The organism is Bifidobacterium thermophilum, assembly GCF_002846655.1.
GTDB classification, from domain to species: Bacteria; Actinomycetota; Actinomycetes; order Actinomycetales; family Bifidobacteriaceae; genus Bifidobacterium; species Bifidobacterium thermophilum.
In genome coordinates this window covers 178,193-198,635 of record NZ_PCGX01000001.1, presented here as the reverse complement: position 1 = coordinate 198,635, position 20,443 = coordinate 178,193, and the positions used below count along the sequence as shown (strand labels likewise).

Annotated in this window: 20 protein-coding genes and 1 pseudogene; 8 read left to right on the top strand and 13 right to left on the bottom strand. The window is 62.0% G+C overall.

Annotation, left to right across the window (positions count from 1 at the left end):
• Positions 1-214: 214 nt before the first annotated feature.
• From CQR48_RS00740 to CQR48_RS00685, 12 genes are all read right to left on the bottom strand, one after another.
• Positions 215-580, bottom strand: coding sequence for a fluoride efflux transporter FluC (locus CQR48_RS00740; RefSeq protein ID WP_015449639.1), 366 nt, complete (start codon positions 578-580; stop codon positions 215-217).
• The gene (locus CQR48_RS00735; protein ID WP_101451629.1) at positions 580-1,929 is read right to left on the bottom strand and encodes a CrcB family protein; all 1,350 of its coding nucleotides are present in this window, start codon (positions 1,927-1,929) and stop codon (positions 580-582) included. The genes CQR48_RS00740 and CQR48_RS00735 overlap by 1 nt, the downstream gene beginning before the upstream one ends.
• Before the next feature lie 403 nt (positions 1,930-2,332).
• Entirely contained in the window at positions 2,333-3,565 is a 1,233-nt protein-coding gene (locus CQR48_RS00730) for an ABC transporter substrate-binding protein (protein ID WP_101451628.1), read from the bottom strand.
• Positions 3,566-4,425: 860 nt separating this feature from the next.
• Entirely contained in the window at positions 4,426-5,277 is an 852-nt protein-coding gene (locus CQR48_RS00725) for an ABC transporter ATP-binding protein (protein WP_180335077.1), read from the bottom strand.
• Positions 5,270-6,358 (bottom strand): ABC transporter ATP-binding protein, encoded by a 1,089-nt coding sequence (locus CQR48_RS00720; RefSeq protein ID WP_244898859.1) that lies wholly within the window; start codon positions 6,356-6,358, stop codon positions 5,270-5,272. The genes CQR48_RS00725 and CQR48_RS00720 overlap by 8 nt, the downstream gene beginning before the upstream one ends.
• Entirely contained in the window at positions 6,351-7,334 is a 984-nt protein-coding gene (locus CQR48_RS00715; RefSeq protein WP_101451627.1) for a branched-chain amino acid ABC transporter permease, read from the bottom strand. The genes CQR48_RS00720 and CQR48_RS00715 overlap by 8 nt, the downstream gene beginning before the upstream one ends.
• A 3-nt stretch (positions 7,335-7,337) precedes the next feature.
• Positions 7,338-8,765, bottom strand: a complete 1,428-nt coding sequence (locus CQR48_RS00710; RefSeq protein ID WP_101451626.1) for an ABC transporter permease subunit — start codon at positions 8,763-8,765, stop codon at positions 7,338-7,340.
• Positions 8,766-9,753: 988 nt separating this feature from the next.
• The gene (locus CQR48_RS00705; protein ID WP_244898869.1) at positions 9,754-11,289 is read right to left on the bottom strand and encodes a ClC family H(+)/Cl(-) exchange transporter; all 1,536 of its coding nucleotides are present in this window, start codon (positions 11,287-11,289) and stop codon (positions 9,754-9,756) included.
• 59 nt (positions 11,290-11,348) lie between these two features.
• Positions 11,349-11,771, bottom strand: a complete 423-nt coding sequence (locus CQR48_RS00700; protein ID WP_101451625.1) for a fluoride efflux transporter FluC — start codon at positions 11,769-11,771, stop codon at positions 11,349-11,351.
• On the bottom strand, positions 11,768-12,343 hold the full coding sequence (locus CQR48_RS09215; RefSeq protein ID WP_101451624.1) for a fluoride efflux transporter FluC: 576 nt from the start codon (positions 12,341-12,343) through the stop codon (positions 11,768-11,770). The genes CQR48_RS00700 and CQR48_RS09215 overlap by 4 nt, the downstream gene beginning before the upstream one ends.
• Positions 12,344-12,568: 225 nt before the next feature.
• The gene (locus CQR48_RS00690; protein WP_015449629.1) at positions 12,569-13,870 is read right to left on the bottom strand and encodes an adenylosuccinate synthase; all 1,302 of its coding nucleotides are present in this window, start codon (positions 13,868-13,870) and stop codon (positions 12,569-12,571) included.
• Positions 13,871-14,156: 286 nt separating this feature from the next.
• Positions 14,157-15,401, bottom strand: coding sequence for a polysaccharide deacetylase family protein (locus CQR48_RS00685; protein WP_033493622.1), 1,245 nt, complete (start codon positions 15,399-15,401; stop codon positions 14,157-14,159).
• A gap of 130 nt (positions 15,402-15,531) precedes the next feature.
• Between CQR48_RS00685 and fbaA the strand changes: the two genes are divergently transcribed.
• A complete protein-coding gene (gene fbaA / locus CQR48_RS00680) occupies positions 15,532-16,608 on the top strand; it encodes a class II fructose-bisphosphate aldolase (RefSeq protein ID WP_101451623.1) in 1,077 nt (358 codons plus the stop codon).
• 190 nt (positions 16,609-16,798) lie between these two features.
• Positions 16,799-17,572, top strand: a complete 774-nt coding sequence (locus CQR48_RS00675; protein WP_101451622.1) for an SDR family NAD(P)-dependent oxidoreductase — start codon at positions 16,799-16,801, stop codon at positions 17,570-17,572.
• A gap of 432 nt (positions 17,573-18,004) precedes the next feature.
• Here the strand turns inward: CQR48_RS00675 and CQR48_RS00670 are convergent, their stop codons facing one another.
• Positions 18,005-18,868: a hypothetical protein gene (locus tag CQR48_RS00670; RefSeq protein ID WP_101451621.1), complete on the bottom strand. Its 864-nt coding sequence runs from the start codon at positions 18,866-18,868 to the stop codon at positions 18,005-18,007.
• 59 nt (positions 18,869-18,927) lie between these two features.
• Here CQR48_RS00670 and rpmB point away from each other — a divergent pair, with 59 nt between their 5' ends.
• The 6 genes and pseudogenes from rpmB (at position 18,928) to rpmF (ending at position 20,400) form a co-directional block, all read left to right on the top strand.
• Positions 18,928-19,167, top strand: a complete 240-nt coding sequence (gene rpmB, locus CQR48_RS00665) for a 50S ribosomal protein L28 (RefSeq protein WP_033493616.1) — start codon at positions 18,928-18,930, stop codon at positions 19,165-19,167.
• A 52-nt stretch (positions 19,168-19,219) separates the two neighbouring features.
• Positions 19,220-19,387, top strand: coding sequence for a 50S ribosomal protein L33 (gene rpmG, locus CQR48_RS00660; protein ID WP_101451620.1), 168 nt, complete (start codon positions 19,220-19,222; stop codon positions 19,385-19,387).
• 1 nt (position 19,388) lies between these two features.
• Positions 19,389-19,694 carry a 30S ribosomal protein S14 gene (gene rpsN / locus CQR48_RS00655; protein WP_101451619.1) on the top strand — a complete coding sequence of 102 codons (306 nt, stop codon included), beginning with the start codon at positions 19,389-19,391 and terminating at the stop codon, positions 19,692-19,694.
• An 87-nt stretch (positions 19,695-19,781) separates the two neighbouring features.
• Positions 19,782-20,036 (top strand): annotated as a pseudogene (locus tag CQR48_RS00650) (type B 50S ribosomal protein L31); the annotation flags it as partial.
• 74 nt (positions 20,037-20,110) lie between these two features.
• On the top strand, positions 20,111-20,233 hold the full coding sequence (gene ykgO / locus CQR48_RS00645) for a type B 50S ribosomal protein L36 (RefSeq protein ID WP_029576190.1): 123 nt from the start codon (positions 20,111-20,113) through the stop codon (positions 20,231-20,233).
• Entirely contained in the window at positions 20,212-20,400 is a 189-nt protein-coding gene (rpmF, locus tag CQR48_RS00640) for a 50S ribosomal protein L32 (RefSeq protein WP_101451617.1), read from the top strand. The genes ykgO and rpmF overlap by 22 nt, the downstream gene beginning before the upstream one ends.
• Positions 20,401-20,443 lie beyond the last annotated feature (43 nt).

Sequence of the window (20,443 nt, the reverse complement as noted above, 5' to 3'; positions counted from 1 at the left end):
TGCTCTCTGTTGTGCGCGGACGGATACCGCACGCCAAGCGGGACTTGAACCGCCGGGCGGCGTGCATCGCGCCTGCTACCGGCATTGTACTATCGGGACGAATCGAGCGGCGGCACCGGTTTCGTCATCATGCGTTGCAATGGCACCGCTGGAGCGCGTGAGGTGCGGGATGCGGGGGTACGGGATGCAGGTGCGACCGCGGTTCGGCAGACGCTCAGCGCGTCACAGCAACCAGCATCCACCCCAACGCAGCGCACAACAGCGGCGCCGCAATCGTCGCAAGCAGATACCAGAGCGCAAGCCACCAGCGACGATTACGGGCAAGTGACACCATTTCGTTGATGGCGGCCGAAAACGTGGACATGCCGCCGAGAAAACCCGCGACGAAAATCAGGCTGGTCGCGTGATCGACCGTATGGTACGCGTAGCCGGCCGCCGCCATGCCCGCACAGAACGAGGCGAGCACGTTGACCAGCAGCGTCGCCAGAGGAAACGCGTGATGCCAGCCGCGGCGAATCGAAACGTCGAACACATAGCGAACCATTGTGCCAAGTCCGCCGCACACACAAACCAGCAGCATCAGTGCACCTCCCCGGTCACCGGATCAGGAACCAGCGGGATTTCCGCGGTGATGGGCGTCGGCTCGAACGAAGCCGGCATATTCGGGTCGCTTCCGGCTGCGACGCCGTTGGCGGCAGTGGAATCACCGCCGGTGGAAGTCTGGGCGTGTCCGGAGGCAGGTTTTCCGCCCCCAACCGACGTGGAATCGGCGCGTCGAGCGTTATGTGACGCCTTGGAACCACCCGACATGCGACGCAGCGATTTGGCGGCCCGCGACGCCGTCAGCACGTGTGCCAGCAGTACACCGGCGATGCAGCATATGGTGCCGACGACCACGCTCGCCACCATATAGGAAACAGCCATCCACGGCTCATGGTCGAGCATATCGGTCAGGCTTTCAACCGCCACGGTGGACATCGTCGACAATCCGCCGCACAAACCGAGCCCAAGCCCGCGGCTGAGCAATTGGCGGGTGCGCCGGCGAATCCACGAGGCGTGCGCCATCGTTTCCGCAAGCAGCGAGAACAGGAAGCAAGCCGCGACATTCGCGATGAACGTACCCACGGGGAATTCGGTGCCAGACGACGGGAACAGTGCGGACACACCGTAGCGGACGGCGGTGCCGACAAAGCCGCCGAGGAATACGACCAGATAGACCAGTCCGTCGGCGAGCGGGTTGAATTGGGCGCGAAGCTTCTTGATGGGGGCGAGCGAAATCTGCGGTGGATTCGGGGATGCCGCTGCACCCACCGGGGCGTCGTGCTGCTCGACCTGTTCGATCATCAAGGTCTCGGGATTCGGCTCGTCGCCGGTTTCGCCGTGATTGCTGGATTTACTGGGGTTAGTGGAACCGTCTGAACCGCTATAGTCGTTGAAATCACCGGCAACTGCAGGAGTGCCGGAATCTTCGAAGTCCGCGGGACTGCCCGAATTGTCAGGACTGTTGAAATCAGCGGGATGACCCGGATTGGCGGGATTGCTGAGAGCGCTGGAATCGGCGGAATCTCGCCCGTTAACTGATTCAGATGCGGAGGTCAGCACTGTCGATATCACAGGGATATCAGGGACTTCCGGCACTGCAGGGACCGAAGCAGGGACCGAAGCGGCAGAAGCAATCGACGCGACCGAGAACACCGACGTAACGGCAGGGTCAGCAGGAGCTGGGGAACCGGCGGAATCCGCAGAATCAGCAGAAAATGCGGCAGATGCAGGCTCGGCGGAGTCAACGGGAGATGTAGAAGATGCAGGTTCAGACGCGACAGCCGCGCGCTGCGGAACCGCCGCTCCCATGGCACCCGGCAGCGATGCCTCGCCGCCTTCGCCGTCTTCGTCGGGGACATCCACGTCCCGACCATTCTGTTGCGTCATGTGTCACTCCGAAATCATGCGTGTGAGGCGGAATCGCCCGCCGCCGTCCTTACTCGCGCCACCGCGAATCGCGGCAATCCACTATGGTACCGCAACCATCGCACGAACCGTGCGGAACGGCACGACCGCAACGGGTCACAGACGGCAAACGCACGCCTGCCGACTAGTGGCTGCCGACTGGTGGTTGCCGCCCGCCGACTCACGACTGTGCAGACGCACAACTGCACAGACGACGAAACGGCTTCACCCACCGGCTGAGCGGCTCCAGCCTGCCACAGACCAGTCATCCGCCAAATTGACACGCCGCCCATCGGCATCGTGCCCGATCGGCCAACAGCCCGGTCCGAGACCAGCCCAGTTATCAGGAATCAGAGATCAGCAATCGGCAATCAGTCATCTGCCATCAGTCAGTAGATACCTTGCCAGACTGGACGTGGTCGAACACCGGCTTGTTGTCCTCGCCGTACTTGTACACGCCGATATTCGCGGAGCTCGGATCGTGGTCCTTGTTGAACGGGCCGATACCGGTCTGGCCAACATACTCAATGTCCTTGCCGTCCTTCAGCAGCGCCACGCATTCCTTATAGGATTTGCACTTCGTGCCGCCATTCGCGCCCGACACCGCGAGCAGGTTCTTCTGGATGGTCTCGCCGTCGGCCTTGCCGCCCTTCTGCGCAGCGAGCGCAAACAGAATCACGCCGTCATACGTTTCAGCCGCATAGGTGTAATCCTTGACGCTGCTTTCCATGGACTTGACCTTCTTCTGGAAGTCCGCAGTCGCGTGGGCGCCCGGAATCGTGCCGGTCACGCCCTTGAGCGTGCCCTTGTCGAACGTGTCGGCATAGTCGGAGGTATTGCCATCGACCAGATACAGCTTCGTGGTATCAATGCCCTGGCTGATCATTTCCTTGATGAGCGCCTTGGTCTGGTCGAAGGCGATAATCGCGATGGCGTCCGGGTTGGAGGCCTTGATGGTGGACACGAGCGAGGAGAAGTTCGTTTCGGTCGGGTCGAAGGCCTGATCCGCGCCATAGACGACATCTACGCCGGCGGCTTCGGCGGTCTTGGCAATCGTATCGCGCAAACCAGTGCCGTAATCGTCGTTGAACGAGGCGATTGCAAGCTTCTGCACGCCATCCTGGGCAATCACGTTGCCAAGCACCGCGCCCTGCACGCTATCAGGGGCGACCGTGCGGAAGAAGTATGGGTCGACGCCGGACAGGCTCGCGGACGTCGCGCCCATCGAAATCAGCGGGACCTTCGCCGCGGAAATCTCCTTGTACACGTTCTTGACCACGGAGCTGGATGCCGGGCCGATAATCGCCGACGGCTTCTTGGACAGCACCGACTGGGTGCCGGACGTGTTCTGGTCCGCGTGGTCGGCGTCCGAAGTGTCGGCGCTCACCGACGTGGCCTTCTTGCCGAGCACGCCGCCCGCATCATTGATGTCCTTGAGGGCGAGCTTGACCGCGCCTTCCTCCTGCGGGGACATGTACGCCAGCGAGCCGGTCTGCGGGAACAGCGCACCGAGCACGAATCCGCTGATTGCGCCGCTCGAGGCCGAGCCGCTCGATGACGAGGAACCGCAGCCGGACAATGCCAGGGTCAGTGCGGCGACGGCCGCGGTAGCGCACATCAGGGTTCGTTTCATTGACTTGCGCGATGATGTTGACGGCGTTGATGATGTTGAGTATCGCATGATAGTTTCCTCTCTCCCATGCTGATTCATTGCTGCGAAGCGGACGCTTGGACATTACGGTGATGTAGGCTTGCCGCTTCGTTTACCCGTGAATCTAAGCGTGGTTTGCAACACAGGCGTGTGCCGGATGTTTCCTGACCGTGACATGCGAAAACAACAGGAAATGTTGCGGGCGGATGGCCGGACATACACGAGACGACATATCCCGCTCGGCCCCGCCAACGAATCAGGAGAGCTGACAAGCCGCGCATGTCAGGGCATGCACAATTGAGCAGAACGGTTCAGACAAGGCCTCGGCCACCCGTACATATCGGCTGCGCAGGTTAGTCGGGACGCCAGGATGTGAGCGAATCCTCACACGATGACGTCCCCGGACCAGCAACACGGCTGGCCTCAACCATCAGACCGCCACCATGCGAGCCAATCCTCACAAAGTGACCCCAACCACTACCCGCCGGAAGGAACCGGAGCACACCAACCGTCACTGTGTGAGCCGATTCTCGCACGATGACACTCCCGGGCCAGCAAACCAACCGACGCCGGCCACCAAACCGTCGTTGTGTGAGCGAATCCTCACACGGTGGCGGGTTGCCAGGTCTGCGACCGGGGTATGAGAACGAAAGCGGCGGCTGTGTGAGGAATTACTCACACAACCGCCTTATCTACCACTGATCTCACCGACCAGCCTGACCAACTGGCCCGACCAACCGGCCACACCAACCAGCCCCGCTAACCGGCCACATCACCGCGGCACAACCACCGCGGCACAACCAACCAGCCCGACCAGCCAGCCTCGCCTACTTGCCTTCTTCCTCGACCGTCTCCTCGAGGTTGCCCAGGTACAGGGAGATGACCTTCGGATCGTTGAGCAGGTCACGCCCACGCCCGGAGTAGGCGTTGCGCCCTTGGTCGAGCACGTACCCGCGGTCGCAAATCTGCAGGCATCTGCTGGCGTTCTGCTCGACGATCACCACGGAAACCCCGGCTCTGTTGACTTCCTTCACGCGGATGAAGGTCTCGTCTTGCAGCATCGGCGACAGACCGGCGGACGGCTCGTCGAGCAGCAGCACGGACGGTTTCATCATCAGTGCGCGCCCCATCGCGACCATCTGTCGTTCGCCGCCGGACAACGAACCGGCTAGCTGGTCCTTGCGCGACGCGAGTTTCGGGAAGATCGAGCTGACGTATTCGAACCGCTCCTTGAACAGTTTCGGCGCCTGGAACGCCCCCATCCGCAGATTCTCCTCGATGGTCAGCGACGGGAACACGTTCTCCGTCTGCGGTACGAAGCCCACGCCACGCGAGACCAGCTTGTCGGCGCGCATATTCGTGATGTCCTCGCCGCGCAGCAGCAGCTTGCCGGACCGGATGTGCACCAGACCGAACAGGGATTTGAGCAGGGTTGATTTGCCGGCACCGTTCGGGCCGATGATGCCGACGATTTCGCCGTCATGCAAGGTCAGTGACGCCCCGTTGAGGATGTTCACACCGGGCAGGTAGCCGGCGATCAGATCCTGCGCATCCATCAGCGGGTCACCTTCCGGTTCACCGACATGCACTTGCGAGCGCGGCGGCGTGCCTTCCGCGGGCGTATCCGTGCCGGCAGCGGCGGTGGGGTTTTCGCGCTCATTCACCGTTACGTCACTCATGCTGTTCCTCCTCAAGCTTCTCAAGCGCCGCGTCATCGCCCAAATCGATGTTCGCTCGGGCGCCCAGGTACGCGTCAATGACCGCCTGGTCGGACATCACGTTCTTCGGCACGCCTTCGGCCACGATCTTGCCTTCCGCCATGACCGTCACCCAATCGGCGATATGCCGGACCATATTCATGTCGTGTTCGACGAACAGGACGGTCGTGCCGGTTTCGCGCAGCGCCATGATGCAGTCGAGCAGCGACTGCTTGAGCGCGGGGTTCACGCCGGCCATCGGCTCGTCGAGCATGACCAGCTGCGGGTCGCTCATGAGCGCTCGCGCCATTTCGAGCAGTTTGCGCTGGCCGCCGGAAAGCGATCCGGCGAAATCATCCTTCTTTTTCCACAACAGGAAGCGTTTGAGCAGGCGTTCGGCCTTTTCGCGGTTTTTCTCCTCCTGCTTGCGCCAACGCGCGGGGAATAACGCCGTGAGCATGCCTTCGCCCGGTTGGACGGGGGCGCCCAGCAGCATGTTGTCCATGACGGTCAGGCGGCTCATGACTTTCGTCAGCTGGAAGGTGCGGACCATGCCCATGCGCGCCACCTGTTCTGGTGATTCGGATTTGAGCGGTTTACCGTCGAATTCCCAGGTGCCGGTGTTCGGGGTGTCGAAACCGGTCATGAGGTTGAAGAAGGTGGTTTTGCCGGCGCCGTTCGGGCCGATCAGCGCGGTGATGCCGTGCCGTTCGATCTCGAAATGCTGCACGTCGACGGCGGTGACACCACCGAATTTACGGGTGATGTTGTCCGCCACGAGGATCGGATCCGGCTTGGCCACACCGGGCGCGGCTTTCACGAACGACAGATCGTGTTGCACGCGGTCCGCGTACTGCGTGGATTCGAGTTTCTCACCCTCGGGCGCGCGGGTCGCCCAACGCGGCAAATCCGCCTCGGGAGTAAGGGAGCCGGGTGCCGCAGCGCCTGAGGCGTCGGATTGCGACACATACGCCTGCTGCTGGAAGGGCTTGTCGCCGAAATCATCGGTCGCGTTCTTCCCGGTTTGCTGCGATGTTGCTTGTTGTGATGTTGACTTACGCATTGAACGCCAACTCCTTTCGGTCGCCGAGAATGCCTTGCGGCCTGAATATCACGATGCACATGAGCGCGACGCCCATAATCACCCAGCCGAGCGCCTCCACCTGGTCGGAGGAGATCACGGTCGTCGGAATCGTGCCGCGCATGAACTCCTTGATCAGCGTGAGCGCCACCCACAGCACGCACGAGCCGATCAGCGGGCCGAAGACGGTCGCCGCACCGCCCATCAGCAGAATCGTCCACGTGTAGAAGGTAACCTGACGGCCCAGGGAATCAGGCTGTACGGAACGCGGCAGCACGAAGATGATGCCGGCGAGCGCACCGAACGCACCGCCCAGGAACAGCGACTGAATCTTGAAGCGGGTCACCGATTTGCCCAGCGAGCGCACCGCGTTCTCATCCTCGCGGATGCCTTTGAGCACACGGCCCCACGGGGAGTTGAACCAGCGCCAGGTGAGGAACAGCGCGACGCCGACCAGCACCCAGGCCACGATGCGGATCCACCAGGAGTTCGCCGTATTGTTCGAGTAGGTCCATAGCAGGAAGGTCGATTGCCCGTCGGGCAGTGGCGAAAGCGCTTCGAATTTCGACGTGAAATCCTGCGGGGAGATGCCGCCGGAACCACCGGTGATTTTGGTCATCGCGGTGGAACGCCCGATAATGCGAACGATTTCAGCGGCTGCAAGCGTAACCATTGACAAGTAGTCAGGCCCGAGTTTGAGCGTCGGAATGCCGAGCAACAACGCGAACAGGAACGACAGGAACAGCGCCATGCACAGCGAGCCGAGAATGCTCCAGCCCATGGACTGGGTGACCGCGAAGCCGTAGGCGCCCAGCAGCATGAATCCCGCCTGGCCCATGTTGAACAGGCCGGTCATGCCGAAGTGAATGTTCAAGCCGATCGCCGCAAGCACGTAGGCGGCGGTTGTGGGCGCAATCAGTTCGCCCAACGAATTGGTGATAATCGTAAGGAAATCCATGGTTCAGCCCACCCTCTGTGCTTTGCCGAAGATGCCCTGCGGACGGAACAGCAGGACGATGATGAGGATCGCGAGCGCCGAAGCGTAGCGCATGTCGTTGGGGATGATGAGCGAGCTCATATCCGCCACGACGCCGATGATGAGGGCGCCGACGAGCGCGCCCGGCGCGGTGCCCAGGCCGCCGAGTGTGACCGCGGAGAACATGAGCAGCAGCAGGACCGCGCCCGTGTTCCACGCGATGCCGTTGAGGTAGATGCCCATGAGCACGCCGGAAAGTGCAGCGAGCGCGCAGGACAGGATCCACACAATCCGCACCACGTGTTCTACGTTGATGCCGGACGCCGCAGCGAGTGCGGCGTTGTCGGAGACGGCTCGCGTGGCCCGACCGAACCGCGTGTGGTACAGGAAGTACGTGACGGTGACGATGACCACGATTGCAATGGCCGCGGAAATCAGTGTCGCGCGGTCAGTGGTGATCGGGCCGATTTGGAAGCCACGTTCCACTGAGGTGACAATGCCTTTCGTGCTGCCGCCGAAGAAGAACTGGAACAGGTATTGCAGCACCATGGACAGGCCGATGGTGACAATCATCTGCTGCAGCGGGCCGACATGCTTGCGGCGCAGCGGCGCCCAGATGACTTCGTTCTGGATGAGGCCGGTCAGCGCGCCGATCGCGATGGCGAAAATGCCGGAGACGATGAGCGGCCAATGCAGCATCTGCGTGCCGACATACGCCATAAGGCCGCCGAGCGTGACCTGCTCGCCGTGGGAGAAGGAGCTCAGTCCGGTGGTGCCGTAGACGAGGTTCATGCCGACACTCATCAGCGCGAGCATGAGGCCGAAAATCAAGCCGGAGTAAAGCTGCTGCCAGAAGCGCTGGCCGAAATTGCTAGAGCTGCCGGATGAGCTTGACGCCGACGAGCTGTCGGTTGTGGAGCTTGAGCTGCCCGACTTGGCTTTGCTTGACGATGATGCCGAGCCGGAAGCCTTGCCGGAGCTTGAAGAATCCGTCACGTTTGCCTTGTCGAAGCGGACGACCGCCCGCTGCTTGGAGAAATCGCTTTTGTCGATGCTCACGGTCGCCGTGTTACCGGGCAAGCCGTGGCTTGAGGCGACCGACTTGTCGATGGTGACGGTGTATGAGCCGTCCGCGGTCACTGAGAACGCCCATTTTCCAGTCGAATCGGTGGTTGTGGTCGCCGATTCCTTGCCGGACAGGGTGACGGTCGCGCAGGCAACAGGTTGTTTGGAAGCATCTTGCAGGATGCCGTTCACGCAGCCGTTGGTGGCGGTCGGATTGCAGGTTGTGACCGCTTCGGCGGCCTGTGCGGATGATGGGAATGCGAGGAACGCCATCGGAACCAGCATGGCAAGCATGCAAGTCAGTATCAGGAACCGATGGCGCCGCGCAGTTGATAGTGCGTCTGCCATATGTAGTCCTCTCTCGATTACCCTCACCATAGGTATTCGAGATTCGACTAGCGGTTGCAATAACGTTTCGCCGGGGTAACTTCGCAGTCATTCGTGTTAACACGGCGGGCACGCGGATGACTGGGGGGCGAGCGAGCGGCCCGCACCGAATCGGAGAACACCGACCGAAAACGGATCCAGTCCGCGCCCGTGCCGGACCACAAAACCGCAGAATCCCAACAATCAGCCGGCAACACGGGAACCGGACACCAGACCACCGAGCCCGCAACCGCCCGAACCCATGGACTGAATCGGAGAACGGAAACCGAAAACCAATCCAGTCCGCGCCTGTGCCGGACCGCACCCGGCCACCAGCCACGGCATCACCGCAAACCCGCGGAATACCAACAATCCGAGCGCACTACAATCATCAACCATCACCAAACCAGCCACTCGGAACACCCGAATCACGGATCAAATCGGAGAACATAGGACAAAATCGGATCCAGTCCACACCCATGCCGGACCATATCCGGCCGCCAACCACGGCATCATCGCAGAAGCGCGGAATCACAGAGATCTGATTACGCCATCACAATCGACCGCCGGCGTGCCGGGCACCCCAGAACACCCGAACCACGGACCAAACCGGAGAACATAGGACAAAATCGGATCCAGTCCACACCCATGCCGGACCATATCCGGCCGCCAACCACGGCATCATCGCAGAAGCGCGGAATCACAGGGATCTGATTACGCCATCACAATCGACCGCCGACGTGCCAGGCACCCAGAACACCCGAACCACGGACCAAACCGGAGAACATAGGACAAAATCGGATCCAGTCCGCGCCCGTGCCGGACCGCACCCGGCCACCAGCCACGGCATCACCGCAAACCCGCGGAATCCCAACAATCAGCCGGCAGCACGAGCATCGAACAACGACGACTGACGACGGATGGCTCTGTCCCGTCGGCACCAAACAGCCGCAGGCAACTGCGGCGTCAATCAGCGCGGCGAGGCGCCGGATTCGGTCTCTTCCGCGTCGCATAGCCCGCGCAGCGCCGCGCGGACGGTCTGTTCCTCCTGACCGCTGAACAGTACGATCAGGTAATCGCCACCCCGCAGCATGGTGTCGCCACGCGGAACGATTTCGTGTTCACCCCGTCGAAGTCCAATAATCAGGCATCCGGACGGCCATGCAACGTCGCGCACGCGATGCCCGTCTGCGGGCGCGCCCATTTCCAGCGGGAAGTCCATGATGCCGGACCCCAGATTGCCGGGCAGTTTCGCCGCTTGGCCTTGCGCGCGCATGTAGCGTTCCAGCAGTACGCCGTAAATCGGTTTCGTACGCAGCAAGTCGGAGACAAGCAGCGCGATGAACGCGGCTGCGGCGACCGGCAACATGTGGGTCAGGGTGCCGGACATTTCAACGGTCAGCAGGATTGAGGTGATCGGGGTTTTGACCGATGCCGCCAGCGTGCCTGTCATCACGCAAACCGCGAAAACCGGAATCGCCTGTGCGGAAAGCCCCCACAGGTCATGTCCGAGCGTGCCGAACGCGCCGCCCGCCAGCGCTCCGACCGCGAGAATCGGCATGAAGATGCCGCCGGGCACGCCGGAACCGAAACTTGTGCTGGTGAACAGGATTTTCACGACGAGCAGGATGCACAGCATCAGGAGCCCAGGATGGCCGCGTTCGGCGGTTTGCACGAGGTTCGAGCCGCCTCCGAGCACGTCGGGCAGCCACAGACCGACCGGCAGGGCAATCGCCATGGCGATCATCGGACGCAACCAGTCGGGCAGCTTGCCGTACAAGGTCTGGAATCCAAGCAGGGAACGGTTCATCAGCGAGCCAACCAGCCCGGCGATGATGCCGAGCGGAATCAGCCACATGTAATCGCCGAGCGGCAACTGCCGAATATCCCCGAAATCAAGGACCGGGGTGAGGCCAAAACAGTATTTGGATACGAAATCCGCGGTCAGGGAGGCAGCGGTCGCACCCATGAGGATGGCCGGGGAGAAACTGCGATGGATGCCTTCAAGGGCGAACATCATGCCGGACAGCGGCGCGCTGAATGCCGCGGACAGGCCGGCGGCCGCGCCCGCGGTCACCAGATAGTGCTCTTGCACGTCTTCGCGTTTCTCGCCGCGCATGCGGTGTGACAGGAATTGTGCGCCGGACGCGCCGATCTGGATGGAGGGGCCCTCACGCCCCAAAGACAGTCCGAACAGGGCGGCGAGCAGACCGCCGAGGAAGCGCACCGGCAGAATGGTCTGCCACTTCATCTTCAGGCCGCTCAACACCACGCCGTCGGTTTGCGGGATGCCACTGCCGGATGCCATCGGCTCTTTGCGGACCATCCATGCGATAAGCAGGCTGATGAGTATCGCAGACAACGCCCAGGGGGCAATCAGCCAGGGGGTTATGCGAATCTGCGCGTACATCCACCGGGCGAAGCGAATGCTCAGTTCGATGCCTTGCCGGTAGATGACTACGAGCACGCCGGATAGCAGGCCGATGAGCACGCCAGCACCCGCCATGCGCCATTTGAGGCGGGCGAATGAGGTGAGCAGACGGTCCGCTGCGGCGTGCAAATCGTTCACAGGGCCGCCGCCAGCCACCAGCCGAGCGCCACGCACAGCAGCGGGACGACATATTCGAGGACGATATTCGCTGCGGCAACTGCGCGCTTGCCTTTGCGCAGCAGGGTGACGCTTTCGTTGATGGCGGTCGAGAACGTGGAGAATCCGCCGAGGAAGCCGGTGGCGAGTACCAGACGCCACGGGCTGGCCGGGTCGCCGTGGTAGACGAAGGCCGCCGCGACGATGCCGGCGAGCAGTGAGGCCGCGATATTCACGACGAGCGTGGACAGCGGGAACGCGTGGATGGCTGCAGTACGTTCGTCCGCATTGTCGGGGACGCGGGACCACGGCTGTTTGACCGCGGTATCAAGCACAAACCGGGTGACGGCTCCGAGGCCGCCCATGAGGCACAGGAGTGCACCAATCAGGAATGATGTCATTGCCGGGCCTCCTGTTCTGCGGAGTTGGCGGGGGTGGTGGGGGTGTCGGAGGTGGCGGGATTGTCAGGAACGTTGGAAACGTTGGGATTGCTGAGATTGCGGGACTTGCCAGACTGGGCGCCTGGACCGGCCGTCGCGGTACGTTGCACGCGATGCCCGGTCGCAAGCCGATCAGCGCACCAGACACCCGCGAACGCGACCAGCAGGCCACAAACCACGCTGACCAGCAGGTACAGCAACGCGTGCCACGCCTGCCCGCCGAGTATGCCGGTGAAGCCTTCCAACGCGAGTGTGGACATGGTCGACAACCCGCCGCACACACCCATGCCGGCTCCCCGGTTGACCAGTTCGCGCTTGCGCGGGCGAATCCAATCAGCCTGTGCCAAGTATGCGCTCAATCCCGCGTATACGAAGCAGGCCAGCAGGTTCGCGGCGAGCGTGCCGAAGTGGAATCCAGCGGCCGTGGCCGGTATCGCCAGCCCCAGCAGGTAACGCACGCATGTGCCGATCGCGCCGCCGATAAACACAACCACATACAGTTGTAGGTCGGCGAGCGGGGAACGTTTCGCCATCTGTCTTTTCCTTCTCCCTGTGATGTTGCGCGAGCTGATGTTGCGCGAGCTTTTGTTACACGGGCTTTTGCGCAGGTTTTCACAAGTGTCCTTGCACACGTTCTCGCACTTACTGTCGCAAAGCTCTCACGCGGCTCGGCGCACCCTCCAAATGCGGAACCGGAGCCGTGACGCCGCCGCGCCTCGACTCCGGTCCGGTCGGATTTGCCTGCAATGCTTCGCAGATTAGTCGATCAGCGAGTGGACGGAGATGATATGGTCACGCTGCGGGCCGGTGCCGATTGCGGAGATCCGGCATCCGGACAGGTCTTCGAGACGCTTGACGTAATCCTGGCAGGTCTTAGGCAGGTCTGCGAAATCATGCACCTGCGAAATGTCCTCGTCCCAGCCGGGCATGGTCTCGTAAATCGGCTTCGCCGCGGTGAAGGCCGCCTGGTCGACGGGCATGTCGTCGTAGCGGGTGTGCGTACCGTCCGGGTTCTCCACGTCGTAGGCGACGCAGATCGGGATTTCCTTGAGGCCGGTGAGCACGTCAAGCTTGGTGAGCACGATATCAGTCAGGCCGTTGACGCGCACCGCGTACCGGTTGACGACCGCATCGAACCAGCCACAACGGCGGGGGCGACCGGTGGTGACGCCGTACTCGTGGCCCTGCTCGCGCAGCCAATCACCCTGCTCGTCGAACAGTTCCGTCGGGAACGGGCCTTCGCCCACGCGCGTGATATACGCCTTGGACACGCCAATGACGCGGGTGATCTTGGTCGGCCCGACGCCCGTGCCGGTGCAAGCGCCGCCGGCGGTCGGGTTCGAAGAAGTGACGAACGGGTAGGTGCCGTGGTCCACGTCAAGCATGGTGGCCTGTCCGCCTTCGAACAGGACGGTCTTACCTGCGTCGAGCGCGTTGTTGAGTACGAGGGACGTGTTGGCCACGTACGGCTTAAGCCGTTCACCAAGCTTGAGCAGCTCGTCGGTGGTGCGGTCGATGTCAATCGGGCGGCGGTTGTACAGCTTGACCAGCATCTGGTTCTTCTGGTGCAGGCTCGCCTCGACTTTGTCGTGCAGATGCTTCTCGTTGAACAGGTCGTGCACGCGGATGCCGACGCGGTTGATCTTGTCAGCGTACGCCGGGCCGATGCCGCGACCGGTAGTGCCGATCTTGTGCTTGCCCAGGAAGCGTTCGGTCACCTTGTCAATAGTGCGATGGTAGGGGGCAATCACGTGCGCGGACTCGCTGACCAGCAGACGCGAGCAGTCCACGCCGCGGGCTTCCAGCCCGTCAATCTCCTGGAACAGGACTTCGGGATCGACTACTACGCCGTTGCCGATGACGGGAGTCACGTTCGGGCTGATGATGCCGCTGGGCAGCAGGTGCAGCGCGTAGGATTCGTCGCCGACGACCACGGTATGGCCCGCGTTGTTGCCGCCGTTGAAGCGGGCGACATAATCGACATGCGAGCCGATGAGATCGGTCGCCTTGCCTTTGCCTTCATCGCCCCACTGAGCGCCGATAAGAATGATTCCGGGCATGATGCACCTCCGCAAAACGCATGATTCCGCCGCCCACAGATTACCGTATCCCCTCTACCGGGTGGTGCGGTGCGGGGCGGGTGGCACGCGGGCGTCCCCCACCTTCTACCGACGTTGACACCCCGCTCAGCGTCGACAGAAGGAGAGAATACACAACCTGGCTACGCTGAGGAGCTTCCCAGCGTAACCAGTTTGGGAAAACACAGCCGCAACTCCTGCGAACACCCGCGAACACTGCGAACACCAGCAAACGCCTACAAACGTCTGCAACCGTCCGCCGCGCCACCTACTTTTTCGCGTCGCCGCCTTTATCGGCCAGCGGGGCGGCGCTGATGCCGGCGAGTTTGAGCAGGCCGCTGATGGTCACGAACTCGTAGCCTTGCGCTTTCAAATCGTCAATGATGCCGGGCAGGGCCTCGATATCCTGGTCACGATTACCGCCGCCGTCATGCATGAGCACCACCGCGCCGTTGTACGCGTGGTTGAGCACCGCGTCATGAATCGCTTGAGCGCCGGGATGCCGCCAATCCTCCGTATCGATGCTCCACAACACGTTGTAATCAATCAGGTCGTACACGTCCTTCCACTGGTCCACCGTGAACGAACCGTACGGCGAGCGCATCATACGCGTGCTCACGCCGGATGCCTTCTTCATATTGGCCAATCCGGCGGTGATTTCGGCACGCAACGCATCGCGCTTCATCTTCGGCATAAACGGGTGCGTGTTGCTGTGGCTAGCCACTTCATGGCCTTCGGCGACCATCCGCTTCTCCAAAGCCGGGTACTGCACCGAATACTGGCCCACGTCGAAGAACGTCGCCTTCACGCCCTTTTGTTTGAGGATGTCGAGAATCGGGGCGGTGTACTGACCGCTCGGACCATCATCAAACGTCAGCGCAATGACCTTATGACCTTGCGGACGCGGCGATACGCCGACAATCTGGGCATCAACTGGTTGAGCAACAACCCGCTTCGTGGTGCGTTTCTTGGAGATATCGCCGACCCAAATCTCGCGCTTACCGTCTTTGCCGCGCGTTTTCACCATCTGGATGACGCTGCCCTTGATATCAACCGACACAGTATAGGGAATCGGCGCATAGTCGATCGCATGCCCCTCGACCACATCTCCTCCCGACTTCACGGAAATATCAGCGTTGCCGGAAAACCGGGTATTGCCCCAATCCGCAGGGTCAATCACGCTGCCGTCAACCCTCAATTCCGCCGGATGCCCGCCATACTTCTTGATGACGCTACCGTCCACCGCCAGCAGCCGACCGGGATGGGTGCCGAAATTGTCATGGTCTTTCAACAGTTGTTTCGCCGTGGTTCCCGCGGAAATCTCCACCTGCTGCCCGTTGACGAATACGATGATATGGCGCAATCTGGCCTCCCAAGCCCACGCACCCGCGCACACCACAACCAGCGCCACGACAATCAGCACGGCAACCAGCTTGCCGACCCACAGGTGGCGTTTGCGTTCGCTCGCGCCGGTGGCGCTGTCGCCGAACGAGAGTTCTTCTACTTCCTTCATGGCCCTTCCATCCTGACGATCCTGATACGGTATTGTCACACACACCCGCCCCTTTGTGTAGTACCTCATGCAAAAACAACACACCGGGTTCGAAACGCGAATCCGGCACCCCCTGAGCGATAATGGAATCATGACTATCGCAACCCCTGAACGGTATGCCGAGATGCTCGATGCGGCGCGTCGCGGCGGCTATGCCTACCCCGCTATCAACGTGACCAGCACGCAGACGTTGAACGCCGCGCTGCAAGGTCTGGCCGACGCCGAGTCTGACGGCATCATCCAAGTGTCCGTAGGCGGGTCCGCCTACTTCTCCGGGCAGCGGGTCAACGACCGGGTCACCGGGTCGCTCGCATTCGCCGCGTTCGCGCACGAGGTCGCCGCGAAATACCCGAACACGGTCGCCCTGCACACCGACCATTGCGCCAAGCAGTATCTTGACGAGTGGGTGCGGCCGCTGCTCGCCGTCGAAGCGGATCAGGTAGCGCACGGCAAAGATCCGTCATTCCAGTCGCATATGTGGGACGGTTCGACGGTCCCGCTCGCCGAAAACCTTGATATTGCCGAGGAACTGCTCGCCAAGTCGGTCGCCGCGCATACAGTGCTCGAAATCGAAATCGGCGCGGTCGGCGGCGAGGAAGACGGACAGCGTGCTGAAATCAACGAGAAGCTCTATTCGACGCCCGCGGATGGCGTAACCGTCGCGCAACGACTCGGCCTAGGCGAAAACGGGCGGTATATGGCCGCCTTCACGTTCGGCAACGTGCATGGCGCGTACAAGCCGGGCGTAGTCAAGTTGCGGCCGGGACTGCTCGGTGACATTCAGAACGAAGTCGCTGCCGCCGTGATGGACGGGCGCATCACCGGGCACACTCCAGGGCGCGGTTTTGAGGGCGAAGTGCCTGAAAACAAGCCGTTCCCGTTGGTGTTCCACGGCGGTTCCGGGTCCAGCGCCGAGGAAATCGCCGAAGCGGTGAGCCACGGCGTCGTCAAGATGAACATCGACACCGACACGCAGTACGCGTTCACGCGGGCGATTGCCGGGCACATGTTCGCGCATTATGACGGCGTGCTCAAGATCGACGGCGAAGTAGGCGACAAGAAATTCTACGACCCGCGCTCATGGGGGCGTGAGGCCGAGGATTCGATGGCGCGGCGCGTGGTCGAAGCGTGCGAACGGCTCGGGTCGGCGGGGCGGCAGCTCAAGTAGGCCGCTGTGTTTGGGGATTGTGCGTCGGCGCGTCCCCGTGTCGGCGCGTCCCGTTCGCGCGTCCCGTCAACCTTCTACCAATGCTGAGACGACCGTCGCGTCGGCAGAAACAGAGTCATCACCTTCTGCCGACGCTGAGATGACTGTGAACGTCGGCAGAGGCAGGATATCAACCAGCAAAGGAGCCGCAATGAAAGCAATCGTTACCGGAGCGTCCAGCGGATTGGGACGCGATATGGCGCTGTACCTCGCCGAACTCGGATACAATCTCGCGCTCGTGGCACGCAATCAGGCGCGTCTGGACAATGTAGCGCAAGAAGCGCAGCGGATCGCAAGCGCGCACGGCAAAACCATCACGGTCGAAACCGTCGCGCTCGATTTGGCGCAGCGCAGCGCGTGCGAGCAACTGTTCGCGCGCTACCGCGACGAACGCATCGACCTGCTCGTCAATAACGCCGGATTCGGCCTGTTCGGCGACTTCACCGACACCCCGCTGGACCGCGAGCTCGAGATGATCAACCTCAACGTGGTCTCCTACCACGTGCTCACCAAACTATTCGTCCGCAAGTTCAGACGTGACGGGCGTTGCCGGCTGCTCAACGTATGCAGCGCCGCTGGATTCCTGGTCGGACCGCGTCTCGCCACCTACTACGCGACCAAGAATTACACGCTCAAACTCACGCTGGCCGTAGCGCAGGAGCTGCGGCGCGACCGCGTTCCCGTCACCGTGAGCGCGCTATGCCCTGGACCGGTCGACACGCATTTCAACGCGACCGCGGGCGGGGAATTCCTCACGCCGGGCGCATCCAGCCGCGCGGTTGCGCGATACGCGATCGACAAGACGCTGGCCGGCAAGCTCATCATCGTGCCGACCTGGCAGGTGAAGGCCGGGCTGTTCGTCGCGCGATTCCTGCCGTGGAGCGCACAACTGCGGCTCATGGACCGGTACGATCGCGGGCGGTGAGGGCACGGGCGGCGAGATCCCAGAATCCACAGGATTCGTCCTCGACCCGGGGCTATCTGTCGTGTTGTGCATGTCGGGGCATACGCAACGTGCAAGATAGTCCGCCGGACAACCCCATCCACACACCATCAGCCCCGTCGCGTATGCCCTGACACACGCAGCCCAACAGACCCCCAGACTCACAACCCCCAGCGCCCGCATCCGACGAGATATGCATGCCAGGGCATACGCGACGTGCACAATCCCGCGCCGAACCGCCCCCAATCCGGAACGTCCACCGGATTACGCACACCGGGACATACATAACCCGACAGACCCCGGCAACCAGCGCTCCGCCAAACGTGCATCCAGCAAATCGCGCATGCCAGAGCATGCGCAGCCCGCGAGATAGCTCATGCCAAAGCCAACGCGACCATCGCGCCTTTCAACGCTTCAAACCCGCACCCGCGGCGGCGTGCACACGTCCCCAATCAACGCGTGCAGGTCGGTGCAGTGGACATCCGGGTGGATGGTGGCGGCTGGATCGGCGAGCGCAGTGACGATTGCGGACAGTCGTGCGGTTTCGTCGGCACCTTGCCGAGGCGATACAGCCGTGCTTTCCAGGTCCGCCCCACCCAAGCCCGCGCCGCCCAAGGCCGTACTGCCATCCGTCAGGGCAGCACCGCCATCCGCCGAGAGCATCGGCAGCATGAGTATGTGCGAGGCTTCGCGGATGAGCCGCGTCTGCACAACGCCGGTCGAGCGTGAGTCGAGCACGGCGTCGTCGTCGGTCGTTCCGGCGATAACAAGCCGGTCATCGTCGAAGAGCTTTGATTCGAAGCCGTCCATGCCGACTGCCGTGGCGACGTGAATCGTGTCAACTGCACACGGCAAATCGCCCAGCATCGAACTGTCCGCGAGATACTGTGCGACCGCAGTCCCTTCGATCCCGACTGGCAGTACAGCGAGCATGGTTCCGGACCATTCGGGGGCCGCGTTCATCACGCGCACGAGATCGTGCTTGCAGGCGCAGGTCAGACAGCAATCATCCACGGGGAATATGGTGGCGTCACCGCCGAGCAGATTGCTGTCGTCCCCGGGCTCGCAGATGGTTCTGGCCAGGGACAGGCCGGTTGGCGAGTCGGGGTCGGGCGTTACGTCGTAGGTGGCGACGCGTACTGAGGGGCGTGAATCCGCCAGGGAGAAGGCAACGGCGTCGAGAGCGAGACGGTCGACTCCGGTCAGCAGAACGATATTGGCGTGCGGGGTTCCGGCTTCGGCGTTTCCCCATGATGGCAACGATGGATGGCGTGGCATGGCACGGCCTTTCTACAATCACTTGACGATAATGATTCTCAATATCTATAATGAAGCACATGAGCAATCATTGTCAAGTCCTCGGCACCCGTGCCGGCAAGGGCAACACCGTATCCCATTCACATAGGAAAACCCGCCGCCGCTTCGAACCGAACCTGCAGCGCAAACGTTATTTCGTGCCGTCGCTCGGCCGGCGCGTCACCCTCACACTGACGCCACGCGGCATAAAAACCATCGACAAGTACGGCATCGATGCGGTTATCGCCCGGCTGGTCGCCAACGGCGAAATACGCGTATAGCCCGCGCCCCCACGCCACACCAGAACAACAACACACCGAAGAAAGGAAATCCATGGCCAAAACCACCGATATCCGTCCGGTCATCACCCTGCGATCAACCGCAGGTACCGGATCGACCTACACAACAACCAAAAACCGCCGCAACACACCGAACCGACTCGAACTGCTCAAATTCGACCCCGTACTACGCAAGCGCGTGATATTCCGGGAGGTCCGCTGATATGGCCAAACGCAGCCTCATCGCCAAACAACGGCAACGCGAACGCCTAGTCGCGGCATACGCCGAACGGCGGGCGACGTACCGGCACGATTCAGTTAACCCGCATCTGCCCCCGGAAAAGCGCATGGAAGCAATGCGCCGACTGCACGCGCTCCCCCGCGACGCCAGTCCCACGCGCCTGCGCAACCGCGACGCCATCGACGGCCGGCCACGCGCATTCAACCGACGATTCGGTCTATCACGCATCAATCTGCGCAACAAAGCGCATCGCGGCGAACTGCCAGGCGTCATGAAATCAAGCTGGTAGAAGCCTTCCTGACAGGCGCCGCCGTCCACTGGTCCGGCGACTGCCCAATCAGCCTCCAATCAACCCCAAATAACCGATAGGAGAACCATGAAACCAGACATCCACCCAACATACGGGCCGGTCGTATTCCGCGACCAGACCACAGGCGAGACCTTCCTGACCCGTTCCACACTCGCCGGGCAAGCCGACCGGCTACCGTCCATCACCTGGACCGACGGAGCCACCTACCCACTGGTCAACGCGGACGTGACCAGCGCATCCCACCCGTTCTACACCGGCAAAGCCGTCGTCCTCGATTCCGCAGGACAAGTCCAGCGATTCCACAGAAGGTACGGAAAACGCGGTCTCGACGGCAATGAAACCGACGACGGCAATAGCAATACCAGTCACAATCACAGCAAGAAAGGCAGCAGCTTATGAAAGTCAAATCATCCATCCGCTCCCTCCTACGCAAAGACGGCTCAACCCTCGTGCGCAGACGCGGACACATCTACGTCATCAACAAGAAGAACCCACGATGGAAAGCGAGGCAAGGCTGATGGCCACACCGAAATACCGCATGTCACGCTCGCGGACCCGTTCCCGACGAGCGCATTGGAAAGCCAAATCTGAACAGCCCATTGAAGTGACGATGCCCGACGGGACCGTACTGCAGGTGCCGCAGCGACTCGCAGCGGCAGCACGACGAGGGTATCCGCTGCGCTGATCGCGCTCGCCTGCTCGCCTGCTCGCCTTCTCGAACCGATTAC